General features: G+C 37.9%; 14 protein-coding genes and 1 tRNA gene. 7 read left to right on the forward strand and 8 right to left on the reverse strand.

The genetic code is table 11. The annotated features are described in order from the left end of the window. From phbB to H5116_RS13885, 7 genes are all read right to left on the reverse strand, one after another. The gene (phbB, locus tag H5116_RS13855) at positions 1 to 732 is read right to left on the reverse strand and encodes an acetoacetyl-CoA reductase (RefSeq protein WP_182716439.1); all 732 of its coding nucleotides are present in this window, start codon (positions 730 to 732) and stop codon (positions 1 to 3) included. Between the two features lie 20 nt (positions 733 to 752). Next, a complete protein-coding gene (gene rfbA / locus H5116_RS13860; RefSeq protein ID WP_182716440.1) occupies positions 753 to 1,625 on the reverse strand; it encodes a glucose-1-phosphate thymidylyltransferase RfbA in 873 nt (290 codons plus the stop codon). Between the two features lies 1 nt (position 1,626). Continuing rightward, a complete protein-coding gene (gene rfbB / locus H5116_RS13865) occupies positions 1,627 to 2,730 on the reverse strand; it encodes a dTDP-glucose 4,6-dehydratase (protein ID WP_182716441.1) in 1,104 nt (367 codons plus the stop codon). Between the two features lie 63 nt (positions 2,731 to 2,793). Beyond that, a complete protein-coding gene (locus H5116_RS13870) occupies positions 2,794 to 3,744 on the reverse strand; it encodes a Wzz/FepE/Etk N-terminal domain-containing protein (protein ID WP_182716442.1) in 951 nt (316 codons plus the stop codon). Positions 3,745 to 3,851: 107 nt separating this feature from the next. Continuing rightward, entirely contained in the window at positions 3,852 to 6,527 is a 2,676-nt protein-coding gene (locus H5116_RS13875; protein ID WP_182716443.1) for an SLBB domain-containing protein, read from the reverse strand. 122 nt (positions 6,528 to 6,649) lie between these two features. Next, complete coding sequence (locus H5116_RS13880) at positions 6,650 to 7,432, reverse strand: YdiY family protein (protein ID WP_024596589.1); 783 nt, start codon at positions 7,430 to 7,432, stop codon at positions 6,650 to 6,652. 186 nt (positions 7,433 to 7,618) lie between these two features. Further along, entirely contained in the window at positions 7,619 to 8,437 is an 819-nt protein-coding gene (locus H5116_RS13885; RefSeq protein WP_002958438.1) for a mechanosensitive ion channel family protein, read from the reverse strand. A gap of 284 nt (positions 8,438 to 8,721) precedes the next feature. On the opposite strand from H5116_RS13885, the gene H5116_RS13890 reads away from it, so the two are divergent. From H5116_RS13890 to H5116_RS13920, 7 genes are all read left to right on the forward strand, one after another. Beyond that, positions 8,722 to 8,797, forward strand: a tRNA-His gene (locus tag H5116_RS13890). A gap of 568 nt (positions 8,798 to 9,365) precedes the next feature. Beyond that, the gene (locus tag H5116_RS13895) at positions 9,366 to 10,691 is read left to right on the forward strand and encodes a surface lipoprotein assembly modifier (RefSeq protein ID WP_182716444.1); all 1,326 of its coding nucleotides are present in this window, start codon (positions 9,366 to 9,368) and stop codon (positions 10,689 to 10,691) included. Positions 10,692 to 10,703: 12 nt separating this feature from the next. Beyond that, entirely contained in the window at positions 10,704 to 11,825 is a 1,122-nt protein-coding gene (locus H5116_RS13900) for a FecR domain-containing protein (protein ID WP_182716445.1), read from the forward strand. A 39-nt stretch (positions 11,826 to 11,864) separates the two neighbouring features. Beyond that, positions 11,865 to 17,996, forward strand: a complete 6,132-nt coding sequence (locus H5116_RS13905) for an Ig-like domain-containing protein (protein WP_182716446.1) — start codon at positions 11,865 to 11,867, stop codon at positions 17,994 to 17,996. A gap of 9 nt (positions 17,997 to 18,005) precedes the next feature. Further along, entirely contained in the window at positions 18,006 to 18,839 is an 834-nt protein-coding gene (locus H5116_RS13910; protein WP_024605050.1) for an MBL fold metallo-hydrolase, read from the forward strand. 14 nt (positions 18,840 to 18,853) lie between these two features. Continuing rightward, a complete protein-coding gene (locus H5116_RS13915) occupies positions 18,854 to 21,079 on the forward strand; it encodes a CHASE2 domain-containing protein (RefSeq protein ID WP_182716447.1) in 2,226 nt (741 codons plus the stop codon). After that, entirely contained in the window at positions 21,051 to 22,712 is a 1,662-nt protein-coding gene (locus H5116_RS13920) for an HD-GYP domain-containing protein (protein WP_182716448.1), read from the forward strand. The genes H5116_RS13915 and H5116_RS13920 overlap by 29 nt, the downstream gene beginning before the upstream one ends. A 289-nt stretch (positions 22,713 to 23,001) precedes the next feature. On the opposite strand, the gene H5116_RS13925 is transcribed toward H5116_RS13920, so the two are convergent. Next, on the reverse strand, positions 23,002 to 24,429 hold the full coding sequence (locus tag H5116_RS13925) for an NAD-dependent succinate-semialdehyde dehydrogenase (protein WP_182716449.1): 1,428 nt from the start codon (positions 24,427 to 24,429) through the stop codon (positions 23,002 to 23,004). Positions 24,430 to 24,566 lie beyond the last annotated feature (137 nt).

Genomic DNA, 24,566 nt, shown 5'->3' on the forward strand with positions numbered 1-24,566 from the left:
TTACCCTATGAATAAACCACCATTTACAGGAATATTCGCACCTGTAATGTATGAGCAACAATCACTCGCAAGAAATGAAGCTACATTAGCAATTTCTTTTGGCTCAGCCAGTCGTCCTAGTGGAATGTTATCTTTTATGTCTTGCAATATATCAACTCTAATATTCTTCATCATTTCGGTGTTTGTATAACCCGGAGATATTGTATTAACTAAAATATTACTTCTAGCACCTTCTTGCGCTAATGCCATTGTAAATCCATGGACACCAGCCTTCGAAGATGAATAATTTACTTGACCTGCCTGCCCCTTTTGACCGTTAACAGATGAAATATTAATTATTTTTCCACCGCCGTTCTCTTTCATTATTTTATATATTGGTTGTGTAATATAAAATAATGAATTTAGATTAGTATCGATTACACTTTTCCAACTTTCCAATGACATTTTATGAAAAAAACTATCACTTGTAATACCTGCATTATTTACAAGTAAATGAACTGAACCTTCAAGCTCACTAATTTTAGCAATCATCTCTTCAACAGCTAATAAACTTGTGACGTCGCACTTAAATAAGCGACAATCATTTGATAGAGAATTTACCCAAGAATCATTTGCTTCTTGATTATCAGCCCTTGATATACCAACAATAAAAAAACCATCCTGGCTTAGCTTCTGGGATATAGCTAAACCAATACCTCTTGTAGCACCAGTCACTACAGCTATTTTTTTCATAACTAACTCACTTTATAATTTCAGCTGGCAATACTTTTTAGATACTGCCCGTAACTATTTTTTTCTAGTGGCTTAGCTAGTCTTAAAACTTCTTGCTTTGTTAACCAGCCATAATTTAATGCAATTTCTTCTAGGCAAGCTATTTTATACCCTTGTCGCTTTTCAATAGTCTCTACAAATTGAGCCGCTTCAAGTAAGCTTTCATGCGTGCCAGTATCAAGCCAAGCAAAGCCGCGACCAAGTATTTCAACATTAAGCTTATTTTGCTTTAAATAAATTTCATTTAAGCACGTTATCTCTAGCTCACCTCTATGCGAGGGCTTAACTTGTTTTGCTATTTCTACAACAGAATTATCGTAAAAATATAAACCGGTTACTGCTAAATCAGACTTTGGTTTAGCTGGCTTTTCTTCAATGGAAATAGCCTTTTGGTTCTCATCAAATTCAACGACACCAAAACGTTCCGGATCTTTTACTTGATAACCAAATACAGTCGCCCCTAGTCCGTTCTTAGCATTCTCAACCGCATGCTTTAACTTAGGTGAAAACCCTTGCCCATAAAAAATATTATCACCTAGCAATAAGCAAACGTCGTCAGAGCCAATAAACTCTTCACCTAAAATAAACGCTTGAGCCAAGCCATCTGGGCTTGGTTGTATTGTGTAACTAAGCTCAACGCCAAAGCGTGAGCCATCACCTAATAATCGTTTAAATGACTCTTGATCCTCAGGTGTAGTAATAATTAGGATTTCACGTATTCCCGCTAACATTAATACAGAAAGTGGATAGTAAATCATTGGCTTATCATAAATTGGAAGTAACTGCTTAGATACACCCATAGTAATAGGATAAAGGCGTGTACCGGAGCCTCCGGCAAGGATAATTCCTTTCATGCTATTTTCCTTTAGCTGTCATATTTATTTCCCCAAGACGTTCACGCTGATATGAACCATCTTGTACGTTTTGACACCACGTTTGATTATCTAAATACCATTGAACGGTTTTAAGTAGGCCTGTTTCAAAGGTTTCGACTGGTGTCCAGTTTAGCTCTGTACTCATTTTAGATGAGTCAATCGCATAACGTCTATCGTGACCAGGGCGATCTGCCACGTACGTTATCTGTTCTGAGTACGGGGAGTCCTTAGGCACTAAAGTATCTAGAATACTGCAAATACTTTTAACAACTTCAATGTTTTGCTTTTCATTATGACCACCAATATTATATGTTTCACCAATTTTACCTTCAGTCACTACCTTATATAAAGCTCGAGCATGGTCTTCTACATATAACCAATCACGAATTTGATCACCTTTTCCATAAATCGGTAGTTTTTTACCTTCAAGGGCATTAAGTATTACTAATGGTATTAATTTTTCAGGGAAATGATATGGCCCATAGTTATTTGAGCAATTGGTTACAATTGTAGGAAAGCCATAAGTACGTAGCCATGCACGAACTAAGTGATCGCTAGATGCTTTACTTGCTGAATAAGGACTGCTTGGTGCATAAGATGTTTGTTCAGTAAACAGAGGTAGCGCTTTACTCAACGCATTACCCGCTTGCTCATCTGGGTGAGGTAAATCACCATACACCTCATCAGTAGATATATGATGAAACCTAAAAGCGAGCTTTGCGCTATCTTCGAGTGAATTCCAGTACTCGCGAGCAGCTTCTAATAAAGTGTAAGTTCCTACAATATTGGTTTGAATGAATTCAGCGGGGCCTGTAATTGAGCGATCAACATGGCTCTCTGCAGCTAAATGCATTAAAGCATCTGGCTTGTGCTCGGCAAACACACGGTCTAGGGCTGCACGGTCACAAATATCAACTTGCTCAAATTTATAACGCTCATTATTTACAATAGAATTTAATGATTCTAAATTACCAGCATAAGTTAATTTATCGATATTAATAACTGAATCATTAGTGTTTTCTATGATATGGCGAATTACAGCAGAGCCTATGAAGCCTGCGCCACCGGTAACAATAATTTTCACGCTAATCCTTAAATTTAAAATTTAATTTATAACTTTTAGGTAAATAATACTACCTGCGACAGTTTAATCTTTTTGTACAGCTCGCTTTATAAGTACGAGTACTACCCCCAAGAAAGCACCAAAAAAAACACTTAAAATACATATTAATGCACGCTTAGGGCCTGATTTTTTCTCAGGCACTATAGCTGGGTCAACTGTCTTAAATACATATTCATCACGCACATTAGCAAACATAATAGTTTTTGTTTGTTCTTCTACTAAGTTATATAACACAGCACGTATGTCGGAAATTTTAGTCAGCTGTATTTGTTTTGTTAAAAACTCAGTACTTTTATTTGCTTCTAAAACGTCTCGCTGCTTCATAGTCTGATTTATATCTTCTATTAACCAATTTACCCATTGCTGAGCTATATAAGGAGACTTATGCTCTATAGCAATTATTACCATACCAGTTTCTTCCTCAGGTTTGACGGTAAGGATTTCACTAAATTCTATATAAGCTTCTTGCATAGAAGGTTTTGGTTTAAATGGAGCATCAACTTCGCGCACCCATTTATTTTGCTCTACAATATAAAGCTCTTCATCATAAGTAGTTATGTTAATTTCACTATTCCAAGCTTTAACAGCCATTAAATCGGGCAATATGTTATGTTTTTGAATAAAGTCTTTAGTAAATTGTCTCGATTTTAATATCTCTATAGCTAACTGGGCTTTATTACTGGAGCTTCCACCTAAATTTACCCCAGCTAAACTAGCTAGTCCGCCAAACTGGCCTGTTAATGCACCTAAGCCACCAGTATCATCCTGCTGCGCTGGTGCAAGTAATGCTTCAGACTTATAAATATCAGGCTGAGTAATGGCATAAGCAACTGATGCTACGGCAAATAATGCCGTAATTACGATAATGATCCATTTACCCTGCCAAATAACGGTAAATAGTTCACGAAGATCAATTTCGTCATTAGCGATGAATTGCTCTCTTACTTGTTTTGGGTTATTTATACTATTTTCCATGTAAATCTCATGTTCATTCTGCGCGGCGTAGAGCCTCAGCTACAAATAAATGCGCGATGTAAAATCCCGCCTATAAACAAAGCACGGCGTAAAGCCGCGCATTGTTATTAAATACCACTAATAGCGGCAACTGCTACACCAAGCTGATAAAGGATCTGAGTTGCGGTGCTCCAAAGTGTGAGTCGATCCATGTGATCTGCATTCATAGGAATAACAATAGTGTCACCAGGTTCCAATTGGTCTTCGTTGTTTGCTGCAAACCAACCATCTGTATTTGGTATTTTCACTGAACCATTGGCTTTAATAATATAAATTCGATCTTCAGCAGCACGCTCTTTAAGGCCACCACTTAGCGCTATATAATCGTCAACACTAACCCCTGATTTATATAGATGTGACGTTGAGTAGTTAACTTCACCAATTACGCTGATTGAATCGCGCTTACTTGGTACATAAAGTGTATCGCCATCTTGCAATACTAAGTTTTGTTGATTATTTACAATTAAAGGTAAATCAATTACTAAACGTCCTACAGCTTCAACACTTGCGAGGTCGTCTAACAGCATATTCATTTCTTCATAAGAAAGTGTGCTGCTACTCACCGAGTTTTGGAAGCTTTTAGAAGCTATATCACGGCGAAGCTCTGTGGATAAACGCGCTAGTTGTTTTTGTTCCTGTTCTTTAATTGATGTACGGGTAAACACAGCTGCTTTTTGCTCTGCAAATTGTGAAAAACCACCCGCACGCTCAAGCAATTCTGTTAATGTTTCACCACGGCGTATAGTGTACGTACCTGGAAATTTAAGCTCGCCTTTTAATTCTACTTTTACGTTTTCTTGCCAATTTGGAATAGCGAATACGTTTATGCTGTCTTTGCTTTGTAGCGTAATATTACTTTGAAGATCGCCCTTCATGGCGCTTTCAAGGTCAAATCTTAAATGTTCTATTTTTGAACCATCGTTGGCTACAATACGTGTAATTTCAGCTTGTTTTACGTAGGCAGACTCTAACAGGCCACCGGCTGCTGTTATTAAATCACTTACCTCACCACCAATCATTAGTGGATAAACACCAGGAAAAGTAACATTCCCGCTGATTTCAACTAATTGCATAGCTTGTTGCACTGATGCTTGCTGCTTAAATTTAGCAATAATTGGCGCTAATAAGTTATGGCGGCTAAATAATGCGTAATCTTCAGGTTTGAGTTCTTGGTCTTCTTCTTTTGCTTTGCGTTTAGAAATTTCAGCAATTGTTAGTATTTTATTGTCTTCAAGAGCAAGTTCTTCATCTTCTAGATTAACACCAATATATTTTTCGAACTCTTTTTGCTCAAACTTGTGCCATTGCTCTGCTTTTTGTTGCTGCTCTTGTTGCTCTTGGCTAAGGGCCATATTTGCTAGAGCTGATTGCTCTGCTTCTTTTTCTTCAAAACGACTAAATACAACTATCTTGTCATTAGCTTTAAGTTGTAAGTTGTTTTCAGGATTTTTAATAATCGCTTGAGCAACGTCGAACTGATGCGCTTCTATATCGCCGTTTACATTTATTTCGCGGATTACGAGGCCGTAGCTTAAATCGGCTTGCGGTAGTAGGTCCCCGCGTATAGATTTAAGTACATCTGAAATTCGCTTGCCTTGGTGCCATTGATAATTACCTGGGCGCGCTACTGCACCAATTAAGCTAATTGAATTTTGATATTGCGAGCTAACCGAATTAAAGCGAATGCGGTCGCCATCTTGTGGGATATAGTTAATTTGTGGTTTTGAAAAATCGACCGAGAGTACTTCTTTACTATCGAAGTTAAAGCGCTCTACAATTGCGCTTTTAGCGTATGCATTGGGTTTAAGGCCTCCGGCCATTGCTAATAACTGCTTAGCAGACTCACCTTTTTTAAGTTCAAAAATAGCGGGACGTTTAACTGCACCTTCAACTGTTACTTGAGCGCCAACTGACGGTATAAATACAGCATCACCCGGCTTTAATACGATGTCGTTGCTGCTATCGCCATTAATAAGTAAATCGTAAAGGTCAAAATTTGCTACAACCTTACCTGCGCGTTTAACTTGAATATTACGAAGAGAAGCAATATCAGACACGCCACCGCTTACAAATAATGCGTGCGAAACGGTTGTTAACGAAGAAACACTGTAGCTACCAGGCTTGTAGGCCTCACCTAGCACTAAAATACGCATGCTACGAAGCTGACCAAGCGATACAAACGCTTTTACACCTATTACCTCTTGCTCTACTTTTACTTTGACTAATTCTTTAATTTCAGCAAAAGTCAAACCGGCCACTTCTACAGGGCTTAAATCTGGAATACTAATACGTCCTTCACGGTCAACTATGACTTCAAAACTGTCACTTTCTTTACCATAAAAGTTTATTTTTAATTGATCGCCAGGGCCCACAATATATGTATCTGGTACTGCGGCATTTTCGCTTGGCATAAATGTAGTTGGTTCACCTGCAAACAATTCGTAACCGTATGGCTTTAATTCGTCTGTTTTTGGTTTAAAGCGCTCTTCATCTGTAAGCTTTTCTTTTTCGGGTTCTGCGCGTTCACCAATACTATTTTGCTGCTGTGTATTATTTTGATTATTAGATTGGTTTGTACCAGTGATCGTTGCTATATCAACACCGTATTGTTTTGCGAGAGCTTCTTGTTGAGCTTTAGGTAACTTTTTAAATTGCTCAATTTGAGACGCTGTTGGCGTAAAAGCCAAAGTACTAAAACTACAAAGTAGAATAAAAGCACTAATAAATTGTGTAAAAACTTTCACGAGTAGGTATATCCCTAGGTCTACAACCAAAATTGGCCGCTATAATACCTTAATTTTAGGCAAATAAAAAAGGGACTTTCGTCCCTTTTGTCACTTTAGTGTAATTAACTTAACTACATTGGTTAAAAACTGTAAACCAACGTGAATGACGTTTCTGTGTCAGTGCTTTCTTTATCGTCAGCAACATCTGAGTTGTTAGTGACATTAAAAGCGACTTTCATTTGTAACGAGCCGTTTATTTTTGCAAGTAATGCAGTTTCAGAACGAGTTTTAGTGTTTGTATCACCGTACTCAACAGCAACTAATTGAGTAAAACGTGCATTCTCAGAAATTTGCCAGTTGTAATCTAACTTACCCAAGGCAATTACTTCGCCTTCAAATTCACCAGCAAGAGAGTTACCGTTGTCATCAACTTCAGTGCTGTCATCTGGGTATTCAAAGTATTTATAACCAGGACCAATTTCAGCACTTAGCCACATAGTTTTTTCGTTTAATAAACGTAAACCGTAACCTGCAGAAATTACTGACTCACTTCTATACGCTCCAAAATAATCTGAAACGTGTGAACCATAAATGAATAAATGAGAATGATCTTCATTTAATTTGTAATTACCTTGTGCAGAAATTGAATACTTTTCGTTAGTGCGCTGCTTGTTTTTGTCACCATTAGCATCTTCAACTTCATCTTCTTTGTAGATGCCGTCTAGCTTGTATTCGTTGTTCCAGTGTTCAAGATTGTGCTGAACTTTGATGCCACCTTTAAGTGTGGTCGTTTCTGTATTACCACTTGTGACAATAGCACCTAATTCACTGGTAACTTCCCATGTTCTTTGTTCTGCGTCTGCAGCAAATGCGTTTGTTGCAGCAGAAGCCGCAACTAAAACTGATAAAAGCTTTAATTTCATTAAAAAATAACCTTTGTATAAATGTACATCTATTTTATTAAAGCTTTACTTGTTAGAGCAAGCTAAACAGCTAAGTAATAATGTAAAAAATTTTCATGCAGCAAATACCGCATGAAAATTTTATGTTTAATAGCTCTTTAGCACTATAACAATTAAAGATAACTTTAATTAAATAACTATTTAAAATTAGTCTTGCTTGTGAAAGTGAACATCCATTTGTGGAAATGGGATAGTAATATCTGCATCATCTAATGCGATTTTAATATTTTCCATTAATGACCAGTAAGTAGGCCAATAATCAGCAGCGTTAACCCAAGGACGAACAATAAAGTTAACACTTGAATCGCCTAACTCATTTACAGATACATTGTAAGCTGGATCTTTAAGTATGCGTGTTTCTGCATCTAATACAGATTTTAATACTTCTTTTGCGTGACGTAAATCAGCATCGTAGCCAACACCAATAACTAAATCGATACGACGAGTAGACTCTCGTGAGAAGTTAGTAATAGCACCAGACATTATTTGAGAGTTTGGTACGATAATTACTTTGTTATCTGGAGTACGTAGTTCAGTTGAGAATATTTCGATTTTTTTAACCGTACCCATTTTATTACCTGCTTCAACAAAGTCACCAGACTTAAATGGACGAAGTAAAATAATTAGTACGCCTGATGCGAAGTTAGATAATGAACCTTGCAATGCTAAACCAACAGCTAAACCGGCAGCACCTAAAATAGCAATGAACGAAGTTGTTTCAATGCCAATTTGCGAAAGTGCCATTAAAATAGTTACAGCAAATACAAGTGTGTACACAATACTTGAAACAAATGAACCGACAGCTTTATCTACTTTCTTTTTAGCAAAACCTTTTTCAGTTAAGTTAGAACAAAACTTAGCAACACGACTACCAAGTAAAAAGATAACAAGCGCAACAACTGCTTGTATACCGTAGTGTAAAATTAGGCCTGAGTTATCGTTAAGCCAATTAAGTACTGAATCCATATTTACTCCAAATGTTTTTTATTAAGCGTTTTCGGGCATTATTATACATTAATTTACAATTTATTCTCATGAAATAATGAATTAATACTATTAAATGCAAGTATATTCGATTTTTTAGAGGTATTTATGCGATAAAACATAGCCTACCTTGAAAAAATATTAACGACTAAATACTAATTATATTTGCCTGATTTAAATTATTTTAATTTATTTCACTTTTGGGCTTCACAACAATTATTATTTTATGTATTATGCGCGCCACACCAAACAAGGTGTGTGTAGTGGCGGTTGTAGCTCAGTTGGTAGAGCCCCGGATTGTGATTCCGGTTGTCGCGGGTTCAAGCCCCGTCAATCGCCCCACTTTTTTCCTAGTAAGCCTTCATATTTATACCCTATCTTTACTCTGTAATATAAACTCTAAAACCTTCTAATATATTAACCTTGCAACACAATTATTAATACTCTAGTTAAACCCACTAATTTACAAATCTCACGCAGCGATTAAATCATCCCTAGATAAAAAATTTCAATCCACAAAGATCAACACGCCCTAATTAGTAATAATATTTAATAAACAAGTATTTAATACCAATTCGCTTAATTAAGTGATCTATTTTGAGGATGGAAAAACATGTTGATAGCTTGGCAAAAAATTCGCTATTTAGTTGTTCTCGGCAATTGCTCCTGCATTGCTCTACCTTCGGCATCCATGCAGTCGTAAATGAGAATTTTTTAACACTGGTAGCGACACGTTTAGCCCCGCAAAATGATTAAGTATTATCGCGGATTGGTACAACTCGTTACTTATCTACAATTAATTAACCAATGTGACTGTATTAACTATACTTAGCTACAAAAAGTGGTAGGTTTCTAATGTTGGCATCACTTTTACAAAACATCAAACTTCTACTGGGATATAAAATTAAGCATGATTAAACAGGTTTTAGGAAATTTACTGTGTAGTTGTTTAGCTGTAATGAGCTTTAACTCATTGGCTCAAAGCAATGATGAATTCAATAAGCTATTGATTGAGCTTCAAAAATTAGTTTCTGAAAAAAAATACACTCAGGCTTATCAAAAAAGTAATAGCGAATACCAGTACCTAGGCGAACCCGTATACGACTTTTTATTAGGGGTCAGTGCACTTAAAACAGGGCATGCGGCGCCAGCTGTATTTGCCTTTGAACGTGTGGTTGAAAATAATCCTAGATGGTATCAAGCTCGTTTGTATTTAGTGCGCGCTTATTTAACAGTTAATAATTTACCTGCTGCTGACACACAAGCTTTAATACTGATTAACTCACCTAATACACCTAATAACATAAAGTCTTCAGCACAGTCGTTACTTGATACAACCACACTTAAAAAACAAGAAGCTAGGCGTTCTTATAAGCAAAATATTGAGCTTGCCCTTGGCGTAGATGGCAACGTAAACGCAGGTACTGCAGAAAATACGATTATAATTCCTAATATTGGTGAATTTTTGTTATCGCCAGAAAGTAAAAGTACGCAGGACAACTATGCACGACTTAATTACAGAGGAAAGTACTCTCACCCTATTGACCAAAAAAGCTTAATCACTTTAAGTATTGATACCGGGTGGTACAAGTTTGCAGAACTCAGTCAATACGATCGTATAAATGCGCACATTAATGCCGCCTATCAATATAAACAAAATGACATAAGTTGGTTTGCACGAGTTGCTACCACTCCGTTGATGCTTGATGGTGAACTTTATCGTACTGAATCAGCTTTAACGGCCGGAGCTAATTTTACGCTAAATAAACAAGTTAATTTATTTAGCTCTTTGACTGCGGGTGTTTTAAACAATAGATTTGATGAAAAGCTCGATAACTCATTTTATGCGATGAATGCAGGTGCTAGCTATGCAGCTAAAAATTGGTTTCAAAGCTTAAGCATTAACGCTAAAAGCGAGGAAGCCGACATTACTGAAGGTGAATTTAATAGCCGTAATATTACGAGCTTGTACTACCAAGTGAATACTCAGTTGGCTCAACATTGGCAGTTGTTATCTCTTGCTGGATACCAATGGATTAATTATAAAGATGATCACCCTTTATTTTTACAAGAACGTGCCGATAACCTCTTTATGTTCTCAACTTCTGTTCGCTACTTAGTTAATCGCGATTTAGCCATACAGTTGGCTGCCAACTATCAAGATAAATCCAGTAATATTTCTTTATTCGAATATGACCGTTTAGATATAAATTTAAGCGCTTCTTACTCATTTTAATTTAAGGTATTTATGAAACATTTACTCCCTGTAATTACCACTTTACTTTGTGTAAGTTTTTATACACAAGCAAACGTTCCTGCTGGTAAAACTATTTTAGCACGAGGCTCTGTACTCGCGGTTGATGGAAGCAATGAACAACAACGACAGTTGCAGCGCAGAGATACTGTTTTTGGCGTAGATCGCATTACGACTGGAGAGAAAAGCAAAGCGCAATTTTCGATGTTGGATGGTGGTTTAATAGCCTTAAAAGAAAATTCAGAATTAAATATTGCTAACTACGAATTTAATGACAATACCCAACAGGGCTCTGCTTCTATTGAGTTACTTAAAGGCGGTTTGCGCTCTATTTCCGGCGTAATTAAAAAAAATGGCGGCTCTTATAGTGTAAAAACTCCCGTTGGCTCTATAGGTATACGCGGAACGCATTTTGAAGTTCAGCTGGTTAAAGGCGATGTATTTTTAGCGGTATGGGATGGCGCAATAGATTTAACGTTAGAAAATAATAGCGTGGTTTCTTTGGGTGATAACGAGGCATTTTCGTTTGCACAAATTACAGCCACTGGTGAAGTATTTAAAACGACACGTGCGGCACGTGTGTTTGATCAAAATATAGTAGCAATTGACTCTAAAGACGACAACGAAGAAGAAACTGAGCAAGCATCGGTAACTGAAGTTGAAGTAAATGCTTTTGAAGCAGATACAGGTGTTATGGATATATATTCTGAACAACAATTTCAAACTGTTAGCAGCGCATCTTTAGTCGATCAAATAGCTCAGCGTCAAGGTGTATTTAACTATGAGGCATCAAGCTTTAATGTAAATTCGAGTGTGGGTGCTGTTACTGGCTTTGCTATGACTATGGCAGTTGACTTTGATAATGGCACCGTGCCTGATGGCGAAATTAGTTTTAATGACGCCGGTGGAAACTGGTATGCAGCTTACAGCGGCTTAATAAATTTAAGCGAACTTGAGCTGGCCGTTACATTTGCATCCCATGGTAACAATAAAGCCGAGGGCGATGTTGATGCAATATTTTTGAATGACCTAGACAATATTACTGGCAACTTTAATCTTAACGAAATAAATAATCCTGATGTAAATGCTAGCGGTTCTTTTAAATTAGAACCATAAACACATTGGATACAAAGCTTTTATTATGGAGTATTTAAAATGACAGCAAAAAATTTATTTTTGCTTGGTTCTATGGTGTTTTTGTTAAGTGCCTGTGGAGGCTCAGAAGAAAGCCCCACTCAAGAGACAATACAATCACCTACGGCTGAAGTAGTACCGCCAACGGTGACTAGCTATATAAATTTGGCTGGTGTTATAGCGAGTAATCAAACCAAGAGTACAAAAGTTTTAGGTGCTGTCACTTCAAGTAGAGGAGTTGTTGGAGCAAGTTTAGCAAATACTCGCGCTAATATTGTTTTTCCACAAACAAACGACACCGTACAAGGTAATGTTTCTTTTTTACTTGAAGCTTCGGATACTGATGGCATTGCTGAAGTTAATTTAGTGCTCCCTAGTGTTAATAAAAGCATATCACTGTGTTCTTCTGATTGTGGTGTTGGCTACGGAAAGTCAATTATAGGCCTCAGCCCTGCGCTTTATGGCGTAACTCCAGGGGAAATACGTCTCGAAATATGGATAACTGACACTTTAAATAATCAGGTACTTGCTGATGCAATCACTTTTAACTGGCAACCATATCAAATTGAAGGTGTTACAGCACAACGAGACGAAGATAATATTAATCTTTCGTGGCAAGCTAACCCTGAACTTAATCGTTACAACGTTTATATTGCAACTCAAGCTGGAGTCACATCTACTAATATTAATGAATTAGAGAATGGGCAACAATTTTTAAGTATTCAAGATACTGCATTAAGCATTACCGAGTCACTTACAGATAAAAGTTACCAAGTACTTATTACCGGTGTTGATGGCAGTGGTGAAAGTGGTTTTGCTAATATAATAAACATAGCACCAGTGGGTGGAGAGCTTGCATTTGCACCAAAGGCAAATGCCGATCAGTTTCAGATAAATGAAGATCAAACTCTGCAAGGTAACGTGCTAACAAATGATACGAATCAATACAGTGGCGATTTACGTGTAAATGCAGATGCATTAATTCTACCGCAGCATGGCACTCTTAATATAAATGAAAATGGGGACTTTACTTATATCCCTATTGCAAACTTTAATGGTGAAGATGCCTTTAGCTATCAAGTTGCTAACGAGCTAGGTATGACAGACACCGCAGTTGGAGAGATAACCATTTTAGCTGTTAACGATGCTCCTATTGCGCTTGATAATACTTACAGCATTACAAATAATGGAACCTTAGTTGTCCTATCGCCAGGCTTACTTATAAACGATAGCGATATAGACTTAGATGACTTAACTGTTGATACAACGCCGGTTAACGAACCAACCAGAGGACAATTAACCCTTTTTGATAATGGTGGCTTTGAATACCAAGGTGAGCAAAATATGCAAGGCCAAGACAGCTTTCAGTACAGAGTTGTTGATGCACAAGGTGCTCAGGCTATTGCAAATGTAACTATTGTAAGCTCAAACACTAACGTAGCCCCTATTACAAAAAATGATAGCTATAGTTTAAGCGAAGATGAAACACTTGTTGTTACAGCAGCCAATGGTGTGCTTAGTAACGATACTGACCCAAATAATGACAGTTTTTCAGTTGATGAAACGTTTATGGTGGCACCAACACATGGCCAACTATTATTAGCAACTGATGGCAGCTTTAGTTATGTGCCGGATGCTAATTTTAATGGTGTTGATCAATTTCAATATAAAGCTATAGACTCATTAGGTGCAACCTCTACAGCCACAGTAACTTTAGTAATAAACAGCGAACCCGATAACCCTGTTGCACAAAATGATGCCTATCAATTTAGTAAAAATAAACTATTTGAAGTAACAGTACAAAATGGCTTGTTAATTAACGACTTTAATATTGAGGCTGGCGATTTATCTGTTAATACCACGGCAATTAATGCAACTCAAAATGGCGAACTTACATTAAATGCTGATGGCTCGTTTACCTATCAACCAGACTTAGGTTTTATTGGTGTAGATAGCTTTACCTATTCAATTTCAAATGAGCAAGGCTTAACTGCAACAGCTCAAGTAACCTTAAGTGAAAGCGGCGTTAATACTTTTCCAGAAGCCAATGACGATCAATATACGTTAGACGAAGACAGCTCTGCATCTTTATTAGATGTGCTAGCTAACGACACTGATGCAGATGGCGATACAATTACTATTTCTAATATAGAAAATACTGCTGGTGAAGCGACTATTGTCGCCGGAAAAATACAGTTTACTCCACCAGCAAATTTTTCAGGTGAGATAGTACTAACTTACACCATTACTGATGGTTATAGCACTGGTAATGAAGGTATAAACGACAGAACAGCAAGTGTGACGATTACTGTTACACCCGTTAATGATGCCCCTACTGCAAATGCTGACTCAGCAACGATGAGCGAAGATGCTCCTGCGTTATTAGTTAACGTATTAGCTAATGACTCCGACATTGACGGCGATACTCTTGTGATAACAGCTGCTACTGCAGATAGAGGTTCTGCATCTGTTGTTGATAATAAAATCCAATATACGCCTGCTCCTAATACAAATGGAACAGCAATTATTAACTACACAATAAGTGATGGTAACGGCGGTACTGCAACTACTAACTTAACAATTACTATTATTCCCGTAAACGATGCTCCAATAGCAAACGCAGACTCAGCTACAATAGATGAAGATGCAGCGCCAATACTAATAAACGTATTAGCCAATGACTCAGACGTGGATGGCGACAGCCTTGCCATAAACGCAGCATCAGCTAATATTGGCTCTGTATCAGTGGTTGGTAATCAAATTCAATACACACCGGCAGCCGACGACAACGGCTTAGCAACAGTTACTTATACTGTAAGCGATAGCAGCGGTGGTGCCAGTACAACAACGTTAACTATCACTATTACACCTGTAAACGATGCTCCAATAGCAAATACTGACACAGCAACGATGGATGAAGATGCAGCGCCAATACTGATAAACGCATTAGCCAATGACTCAGATGAAGATGGCGACAGCCTTGCCATAAGCGCAGCCTCGGCAGATACTGGTTCGGTCTCAGTAGTTGGCAATCAAATTCAATATACACCGGCAGCCGACGACAACGGCTTAGCAACAGTTACTTATACTGTAAGCGATAGCAATGGCGGCGCCAGTACTGCAACGTTAACTATCACTATTACACCTGTAAATGATGCTCCAATAGCAAATGCTGACACCGCAACGATGGATGAAGATGCAGCACCGCTACTCATTGATGTTTTGATTAATGATTTAGACGCTGATAGTGATAGCCTAAGCATAACAGCAGCGTCAGCCGATAGCGGTTCAGTATCCGTTATTGATAACAAACTACAGTACACACCGGCTGTAAATACCAACGGTATTGTTGTTGTCAGTTATACTGTTGATGATGGGAATAACGCTACAGATGCTGGTAGTTTGTCGATTACGATTGCTCCTATTAACGATGCTCCAGTTGCGTCAAACCAAGGTTTTAATATTAGCGAAAACGCAACCGATGGAGACACTATTGGGACTGTTAGTGCCTCAGACATTGAGAACCAAAATTTAAGTTACACCCTACTCAGTGGTGCCCCCATATTCGAAATAAATAATGATTCTGGCTTATTAACTGTAAAAGGTGAAAGCCCGTTTGATTTTGAAACAACTCCTCAGTACATATTGAGCCTAGCTATTACTGACGACGGTACGCCTAACGAAACAACTACTATTAATATAATAATTGATGTCACTGATGATGCGGAGCCTCTAGTTCCTGTTGAAGATGAAACATTTGGTCGTCCTATAACAGGTGAACTTGAGCTTTCGGGTGTTTTTTCAAGTGGTAAATTTAATGACAGTATTGAGCTAAATAATAACCTTTACTTTGTAGGTTTTAGTAATAACAGCGACAAAGATATTGTTATTGTATCCTATACAACGAGTGGTGTAATAAATACAGCATTTAACAGTGATGGCGTTAAAGTATTAGATTTAGAAAATGATGAACAAGCAACAGCTATCATCTCTGATGGTACAAGCCTCTTTGTTGCTTACACTAGTTTTGATGGCACAAATACCGAAGCATGTTTGTTGAAAATGAATACCGCTGGCGTATTAAGTAATAACTCTGGAGATAATAATTCAGGTATTCACTGTACCGCATTAGCAAGCACTCTCGTTATTAATGACCTTGAGTTTAGCGACAATAAAATTCAAGCTGTTGGTAAGTCATTTAATGGTAACGACGACGATAGCTTATGGATAAAATACGATATATCTACACTCGCTTATGAAGCCGGAAGCCCTAAAATAGTCGATGTGAGCGGCGCTAATAGAGATGACGAAGCGTTTGCTATTAAAAACTTTAATAGCTCTGATCTTATGGTTGCTGGCAGTGTAACAAGTGCAACTGGCGATAAAGACGTACTTATTCGTTATTTAATTTCTGATGGTGAAAACAACGGAAGTTTTAATGGTAGCGCAGCATTATCGTTCGACTTGTCTGAGAATAATAAAGATGACGAATTATTTGCAATTGGCGGTGCTAAAAACACCGACTTTACAGCTTTTGCAGGTGGTTACATAACTCGTAACAGTGGTGAAAAAGAAGCCGTGGTTTTGGCTATTGATAAAACGGGTACTCTTATAACGAGTTTTGGTGATGCAGGTACTGCTATTTACGATATTGATGGTAACGGTGGTGCAGGTAATGGTGGCGCGAACGTAACAGGCGTAAAATACGAGCCAATTAAAAATGGAATTACTTTATCTGGCACTACCGGTGTTTCAGCTAACGAAAAGTTATATTCTGCCCGTATTTTAACTTCAGACGGCTCACTTGATAGTACTTATGGCACATCTGGAATTAATATTATTTCGGGTATTAATGGCAAACAATTTGCCAAAGCAGCAACTATAGACTCAAACGACACCGTATGGATAGCTGGCGTTAATGACGACTCAAACACAAAACCTTTCGTTACTGCGATAGACGATCAAGCTGCATTATTTACCAATTTTGCTGATGTTGGCTACCTTACTTTTGATACTATAAGCGCAGAATCTGACGATCAATCAATGCACGTTTTACAACTGAGCAATGGCCCTCATGCCGGTAAGTACATTCTTGCATCAACGGCTAAATCGGACTCAGTTACTAAGTTAGTATTAACACGTTTTACGAGTGCGGGTGATATCGATACTAGCTTTAGCGAAAGTGGCCATAAAGAAATCGCCATAGATTTGAGTAAGTCGCGTGTTGCTTTAACCGAGCAAAGCGACGGCAATTTAGTTATTACAGGCTCTAAAAATAGTGAAAATGGTGAAGCGGGCTTTGTAGCTAAAGTTGATCAGTCTGGTAATTTAGACTCTTCATTTGCTACAGATGGTGTATATACAACTTCTGTCAGTGGCGCAGAATTGGTAAACCTGACAGATATTGCACTTGATAACAGCGGTAACATTATTACTGTTGGGTCAATAGTAACAAGTGGCACTCCTAGCCCAATCGTTATAATGTTGACGCCAGAAGGTACTTTAGAGCCTAACTTTGGCACTGGCGGTAGTATCATAGGCTCAGCTTTTGAGTACTATAACCGCGTACATACCGACAATGCAGATATTTTCATTGGTGGTAAGTCAGTATTAAGTGGCACTTCAAAGCTAATCGCATTGAAGTTAAGCTCAAACGGTACTGAGGTCTTTAAATATGTAGGTGAAGAAACTACAGATACCGACAATAAATTAGTACAAATTTTAACTGACACGACAGGTAAGTTATATTTAATAGCGAACCTTATTGATTCACCAAATAAAGCCAGTATTACGCGATTACTTGCATCCGGAGTAATTGATGACAGCTACCCTTTAGACCAATATACATTAGCTTCAACGGGGGATACCGAAGTAAAAAGTGCCGTTTTTGATAGCAACAACAATATTGTTTTAGTTGGTATGGGCAATAATAAAGGCATGTTAGCGCGCATTTTAACTGACGGTACTTTAGATAATACGTTTGGAGCCAGTGGTGCCGGATTTTATGAAGCGAGCCAATGTGTCAGTACGCATGTGTTTACTTCAATCATTCTGCAAAATGATACCCAAGTTGTTGTAAGTACCACCTGTAATGACACTAACTCTAACAATGTTAGTATTTCTAAATTCAATTTTGAAGCAGATGGAGCTTAGCCTTAAATTATGAAAGTTGAATTTTTTGGTGTTAGAGGCTCGATGCCTTCAGCTGGAAGTAATACACACATTTTTGGGGGAAATACCTCATGTGTGTACATTGAACAAAACAACGGTAAAGATCTTATTTTAGACTCTGGTACCGGTATTGTAGAACTCGGTACACGTTTACTAGAAACACAAAGTCCTATCAATATTTTGCTAACGCACAATCATTGGGATCATATTCAAGGGTTTCCTTTTTTTAAACCTATCTACCAGCCCAACCGCAATATAACCATTGTAGCTGGCAACGTTGATGATAAAAAAAGCCAAGATGCCATATTAAAGCAAATGAGTGGTTCGTACTTTCCTGTGTGTTATCAGGATTTACCTGCCAATATTACGCTTAATACTGATTTATCGTCTCAAAAGCAATTTACACTTAACGGTTTTTTGGTTTCTACTGCTCCACTGAATCACCCTGGTGGCGGTACTGCTTATTGCATTAAAGCAGATGAAAAAAAGATAGCTTACGTTACCGACAATGAGCTAAACCCACCAGACAAGCTAAACACAAGTATTTGCGAATGGAGTAATTTTATTGAAGGCGCTGATTTACTAATTCACGATGCTCAATTTATAGATGCAGACTTGCCTCTTAAGCATGGTTGGGGTCATAGCACCATAGATCAGGTTGCTGAGCTTGCTATAAAAGCGAGTATTAAAAATGTGATTATTATTAGCCACGATCCATCAAGAACCGATGAACAGTTAGTCGCTATAGAAAAGTATTTACACACGCAGTACGCTCAACAGGTAAAAATAGAATGCGGCCGAGAAGGACGAGTTTTTGATTTTTAGTCTATCAAGGAGCGTTGCTCATTAGCTTCTTAAAACCCATTACCTCAAAGCACTTTTTTATTGGCGCTGTTATTACGTTAATAATTGCATCAATAGAGTTATTTTCAACTGGGTCGCTTGCAAAGTTAGTTAACCGTGTAGAAGGTATAATATACGACTCTCGGTTATTACTGACGCTTTCAGAGACGCCTAGGCGCATAGATGAAACCGTTGTAATAATTGATATCGATGAAAAGAGCATGCAAGAACAAGGACGCTTTCCTTGGAGTCGCTCAAAATTAGCAGACCTTGTTACAAAGCTTAGTGATGCAGGTGTTATTGTTATTGCATTCGATATATTTTTTTCTGAACAGGAAGAAAACCCTGTTACAAAAATTATGTCTGAAATTCCTGATTTATCAAAAAAGTACACCATCCCCTTTGCTGAAATTACTAAACAAGTCGATGCAGACACAAAACTAGCAAGCGCATTATCTAAAAATGATACTGTTCTTGGTTTTTTACTAATTGATGAACAACTGACTAATCAAAACTTGCCAGCTAAAAACAGTGTTGTATGGGCAAGCGAAGAGCACACTAATTCACAAATAAACCAGTTTCCTGGTGCTATTGTAAATATTCCACAGTTACAAAATGCTGCAACGGGCACCGGCTTTATTAATGCACATATTGACGAAGATGGCTTTATACGTAAAGCAGCTCTTATAAATCGAGTTGGCGATAAGCTTTATCCTTCTTTAGCACTTGAAGTTGCTCGACTTTATACCCTTGCTGAAAACATAGAAACCCGTTCCAATAGGTTAGATGGTATAACCTTATTCGAAGGTATAAAGTTTCAAGATAAGTGGATTCAAACTGATGAGTATGGGCAAATATTAATTCCTTACAAAGGGCGTGCGCATAGCTTCCCCTATTATTCGGCTACCGATATTTTGACCAAAAAAATTGGTTTAGATGAATTAGAAGGCACAGTAGCCTTTATTGGTACTTCCGCCGTAGGGCTTGCTGATTTAAGATCAACACCTGTTGGTTTGCAATACCCGGGTGTGGAGGTTCATGCCAATATATTTGAAGGGTTAATGCACCCAGAGCTACTGCCATCTAAACCTAATTGGTCACAGGGAGCAAGCTTACTCATCATTGCATTGACGGGTTGCGTACTGTCGTTTTTTAGCCACGCTAAGAGCGCACGTTTTATTATTGTTTTGTCTCTTACAGTCACAAGTGTCGTTATATTTTTAAACGTTTATTTATGGTCAGTACAAAAAATTAGTTTACCTTTATTAATGCCTCTTTTACTTATCATTATATTAGCCGGTTATTACATCATTGTAGGCTCTATCGCTGAAATGAAACACAGCCGAAAAATAAAATCTATGTTTGACCAATATGTTCCTCCTGAGCGAATAAACCAAATGATACTTCAAGGTAAAAGTTTATCTCAAAAAAGTGAGCGAAAAAATATGACGGTGTTGTTTGCCGACATTCGTAGTTTCACTTCACTATCAGAAAGTATGTCGCCTCATCAGTTAAGTGAATATTTAAACGAATATCTTACAGCTATTACCAAAATCATATTTGATCATCACGGAACTATTGATAAGTACGTAGGCGATATGGTGATGGCATTTTGGAATGCCCCACTGAAAGATGAAAACCACGCTCGCCATGGTGTTGAAGCCGCAATGTCTATGATCAACGGGTTAACGAAAATAAATCAGTTATTTGCAGAAAACAACCAGCCTGCAATAAAAATAGGTATCGGTTTAAGTACTGGCGACATGAATGTAGGTGATATGGGTTCGGTTTATCGTAAAGCCTATACAGTTCTTGGTGATACTGTTAATTTAGGTGCTAGAGTAGAAAGCTTGACCAAATTTTATGGCGTAGCTATTCTTGTTACAGAAGAGACGATGAAAAAATGCCCTCATATTTCATTTCGTTTAATAGATAAAGTGCAAGTTGTTGGTAAAACAGCCGCTGTACAGTTGTTTGAACCTATAAACTTTACAGATAAGCTCGATGAAGAGCAGTTAAATGAAGTTAAAAAGTCGCAGCAGGCCATGACGCTTTTTTATAATAAAAACTGGCCACAAGCACTTAGCTTATTTAAAGAACTACGCAGTACAACCGTATTTAGCCCCAACATTTATGCCATTTTTATTGAACGTATTAAGGGCACTGATTTGCAAACACTAGCTAAGGATTGGAATGGTGCCTTCAAACATACTCAAAAGTAGTAAACATATGCGACAGCACATTAAAGACAAAACAAATCTTCAACACTTTATCGATATTAGCATTAGACTAACAACCGAAAAAAACTCGTCTAAGTTACTTGATGAAATACTGCAAGTTGTAATGTCGATAGCACATTCTGATGCTGGCAGCATTTACTCTATTACCTCAAACAAACAACTAAAGTTTGAAACAGTAATAAACAAGTCATTAAATCTTTATTTAGGCGGCACATTAGGTGGTCCTGTTGATTTTCCTAATATAGATCTTTTTATTGATGGCAAACCAAATGACACCGCTATTGTTGCGCATTCTGTTAATACAGGGGAAGTAATAAATATTCCTGACGTGTATGATGCCTTGCCTTTTGATATGAGCGCTGCACGCAAAATGGATGCTCGCACGGGTTATCGTTCTGAGTCCATGCTAACAATTCCTTTAAAAGATCATGAAGATGACATTATTGGTGTAATCCAGCTTATAAATGTAAAAGATGCGCAAAATAAAAACATTCCTTTTAGTGAAGAGCTCGTCACTCTGATTCGATCTTTTGCCTCTTTAGGCGCTATTTCACTAACTAACTCTACTTTAGTTAAAGATATGGAAGTGCTTTTTTCAACGTTTGCCGAAGCTATCGCAATGGCAATAGATGAAAAGTCTCCTCACACGGGCGGCCACTGTAAGCGGGTACCAGCACTGACGTTAATGCTTGCTGATGCAGTGCATAAAATAGATAAAGGTCCACTAGCAGATTTTATAATGAGCCCAGAGGATCGCCATGAACTAAGTGTTGCGGGATGGCTACATGACTGTGGGAAAATTGCTACTCCTGATCATATTATGGAAAAGTCGACCAAGTTAGAGACTATTTTCGATCGCATAGAGTTTATTGATGCTAAGTTTGAAATAATTAGTCGAGATTTAGAACTCTCTTATCAGCAGCAAATTATTTCAGCAATAAAACAGAACAAGTCGGTTGAGGTTTTACAATTTGAACGATTGCTTGAAACTGAGCTTAAACAACTAGCCCTCGACCGTGCATTATTACAGCGGGTGAATATTGGCGGTGAGTTTTTGGGCGAAGAAGAACAAGCCCATATACTGAGAATATCAAAACAGTATTCGCTTAAAATAAACGGCGAAGAAACACCTCTACTGACTGATGATGAAGTAGAAAACCTCATGATACGACGCGGCACACTTACCCAAGGTGAGCGCGAAATCATGAAACGCCATATGGATATAACTAAAAATATATTAGATATTTTGCCGTTCCCTAAACATCTTAGTAATGTAGCTGAATATGCTTTAGGTCATCATGAAAAACTTGACGGTACTGGTTACCCAAGAGGTTTAACCAAAGAACAAATGTCGGTGCCTGCAAGGTTAATGGCTATTACGGATATTTTTGAAGCACTCTCTGCCGTAGACAGGCCCTATAAAAAAGCAAAACCGGTAAGTGAATGTTTGAATATTCTAGGGAACATGGTTAGTAATAATCACCTTGATCCTGATATTTTTGCTATTTTTATTGAGTCAGAAGTCTATAAAAATTATATCAACGAATATGCTAACCCAGAGCAGCTAGATGAGGTAGATTTTGATAACTTACCTGGTTATACACCTATAAGTTAGCACTTATAAAGTAATATCTTTATTCAAAATGTGCTTATTACAGTCTATGACTATTCAAACAAAAAAATGCCACCTGACGGTGGCATTTACACACGGGGTTATTTCTACTTATAGAAATCCTTTTACTTTTTATTTGTTTTTTTATGTTGTTTTATTAACAAAAAATATGGCTCCAAAGGTAGCATTTAGTGCTCTGTGTAGCAACAGTAAAAGATAAAGTTCATATATCTGCCATATTAACGTCATAAAAAAGCGCGAAGTAAATTCGCGCTCATAAACTTAACGGGCGTTATATTTTAATACACACGTACTTTTCTTCTAAGTACTCATCAAGCCCTTGATGACCGCCTTCTCGGCCTAAACCAGATTGCTTAACACCACCAAATGGCGCTACTGGGTTTGATATAACACCTTCATTAACGCCGACCATACCAAATTCAAGCCCTTCACTAACTCGGTAAATTTGCTTAATATTTTGGCTGTAAAAATAGGCTGCTAGACCAAATGGTACATCGTTAGCAAGTGCAAGCACTTCACTTTCTTCATCAAAAGGAATAACCGTTAATACCGGACCAAATACCTCTTCGTGATAAATATCCATTTCTGTGGTGACATTGTTTACTATTAATGGATTTTGAAAGCTGCCACCTAAGTCACTATTATCGCCAATCAGCGTCGCGCCTTTATCGAGTGCGTCTTGTACTAACTGCTGTACTTTCTCTTTGGCTTTAGGGTAAATAAGCGGACCAATATCAACCCCGTCTTCAAAACCATTTGCCACTTTTAACGCTGCAACCTTAGGCGTGATTTTTGACAGTACTTTGTCGAGAATATTACGTTGTATAAAAATACGGTTTGCAGCAACACATGCCTGCCCACTATTTCTAAATTTAGCCGCCATTAGCCCTTCAATAGCTTCATCTAAGTCGGCATTATCAAAAATAATAAAAGGCGCATTACCGCCAAGCTCCATCGAGGTGCGTTTAATTGTGTCTGCACATTGCGATAGCAACTGCTTACCAACACCGGTAGAACCGGTAAATGTAAACTTACGCACGACTTCTGAGTCAGTCAGCATTTTACCTACTGTTTTGGCATCTCGAGAAACCAGTACATTAAATGCACCTTTAACAAAACCAGCTTGATCGGCTAGATGAGCAAGCGCAATAGCACAAAGTGGCGTGTGTTCAGAAGGTTTAAGTATAAAGCTACAGCCCGCAGCGTAAGCTGGCGCTACTTTACGAGTAACCATAGCAATAGGAAAGTTCCACGGCGTTATACCAGCTACAACACCGACAGGCTGCTTAAAGCTAGTTAAACGATGCGAGTCATCTGTTGGCGGAATTACATCTCCGTAACTACGTTTGGCTTCTTCTGCAAACCATTTGATAAAACCTGCACCGTAATCAATCTCACCAAGAGATTCTTTGAGTGGCTTGCCTTGCTCTTTGGTCATTAGCTCTGCAAGTGTTTGCTTGTGTTTTATTACTAGCTCATACCAGCGCATCAAGGTTTCGCTTCGCTCAGTGGCATTTGTCGTTTTTAACTTAACAAAAGCCCCTTGAGCTGCGTTTATTGCGCTATTTACACCCTGCTCATCAATATCACTTACTTCAACAATACTTTTTTCGGTAGCGGGATCGTTAACGCTAAAGCGCGTATCAGTTTTATAAAATTCGCCGTTAATAAATGAGTCTGAGAAAATAAGATTACTCAAAATAAACCTCCAAAATTACGTTTTAAGGTGTTAGCTTTTAATGCGTGACATAGAGCCAAGGCTAACATTTTAGGATCTTTGCTCACGTGAGAAGCGCAGCTTCTATATTTATAACCTAGAGTTAAAACACATAACGC

The sequence above is a fragment of the Pseudoalteromonas sp. SG45-2 genome (assembly GCF_014164115.1).
Taxonomy (GTDB): Bacteria; Pseudomonadota; Gammaproteobacteria; order Enterobacterales; family Alteromonadaceae; genus Pseudoalteromonas; species Pseudoalteromonas distincta.

Excerpts from the sequence above, each read along its gene's own strand:
- H5116_RS13920 (WP_182716448.1), top strand. The coding sequence starts at position 21,051 with ATGGTGCCTTCAAACATACTCAAAAGTAGTAAACATATGCGACAGCAC.
- H5116_RS13870 (WP_182716442.1), bottom strand. The coding sequence starts at position 3,744 with ATGGAAAATAGTATAAATAACCCAAAACAAGTAAGAGAGCAATTCATC.
- H5116_RS13900 (WP_182716445.1), top strand. The coding sequence starts at position 10,704 with ATGAAACATTTACTCCCTGTAATTACCACTTTACTTTGTGTAAGTTTT.
- H5116_RS13880 (WP_024596589.1), bottom strand. The coding sequence starts at position 7,432 with ATGAAATTAAAGCTTTTATCAGTTTTAGTTGCGGCTTCTGCTGCAACA.
- H5116_RS13895 (WP_182716444.1), top strand. The coding sequence starts at position 9,366 with ATGATTAAACAGGTTTTAGGAAATTTACTGTGTAGTTGTTTAGCTGTA.
- phbB (WP_182716439.1), bottom strand. The coding sequence starts at position 732 with ATGAAAAAAATAGCTGTAGTGACTGGTGCTACAAGAGGTATTGGTTTA.
- H5116_RS13910 (WP_024605050.1), top strand. The coding sequence starts at position 18,006 with ATGAAAGTTGAATTTTTTGGTGTTAGAGGCTCGATGCCTTCAGCTGGA.
- H5116_RS13885 (WP_002958438.1), bottom strand. The coding sequence starts at position 8,437 with ATGGATTCAGTACTTAATTGGCTTAACGATAACTCAGGCCTAATTTTA.
- H5116_RS13905 (WP_182716446.1), top strand. The coding sequence starts at position 11,865 with ATGACAGCAAAAAATTTATTTTTGCTTGGTTCTATGGTGTTTTTGTTA.
- rfbA (WP_182716440.1), bottom strand. The coding sequence starts at position 1,625 with ATGAAAGGAATTATCCTTGCCGGAGGCTCCGGTACACGCCTTTATCCT.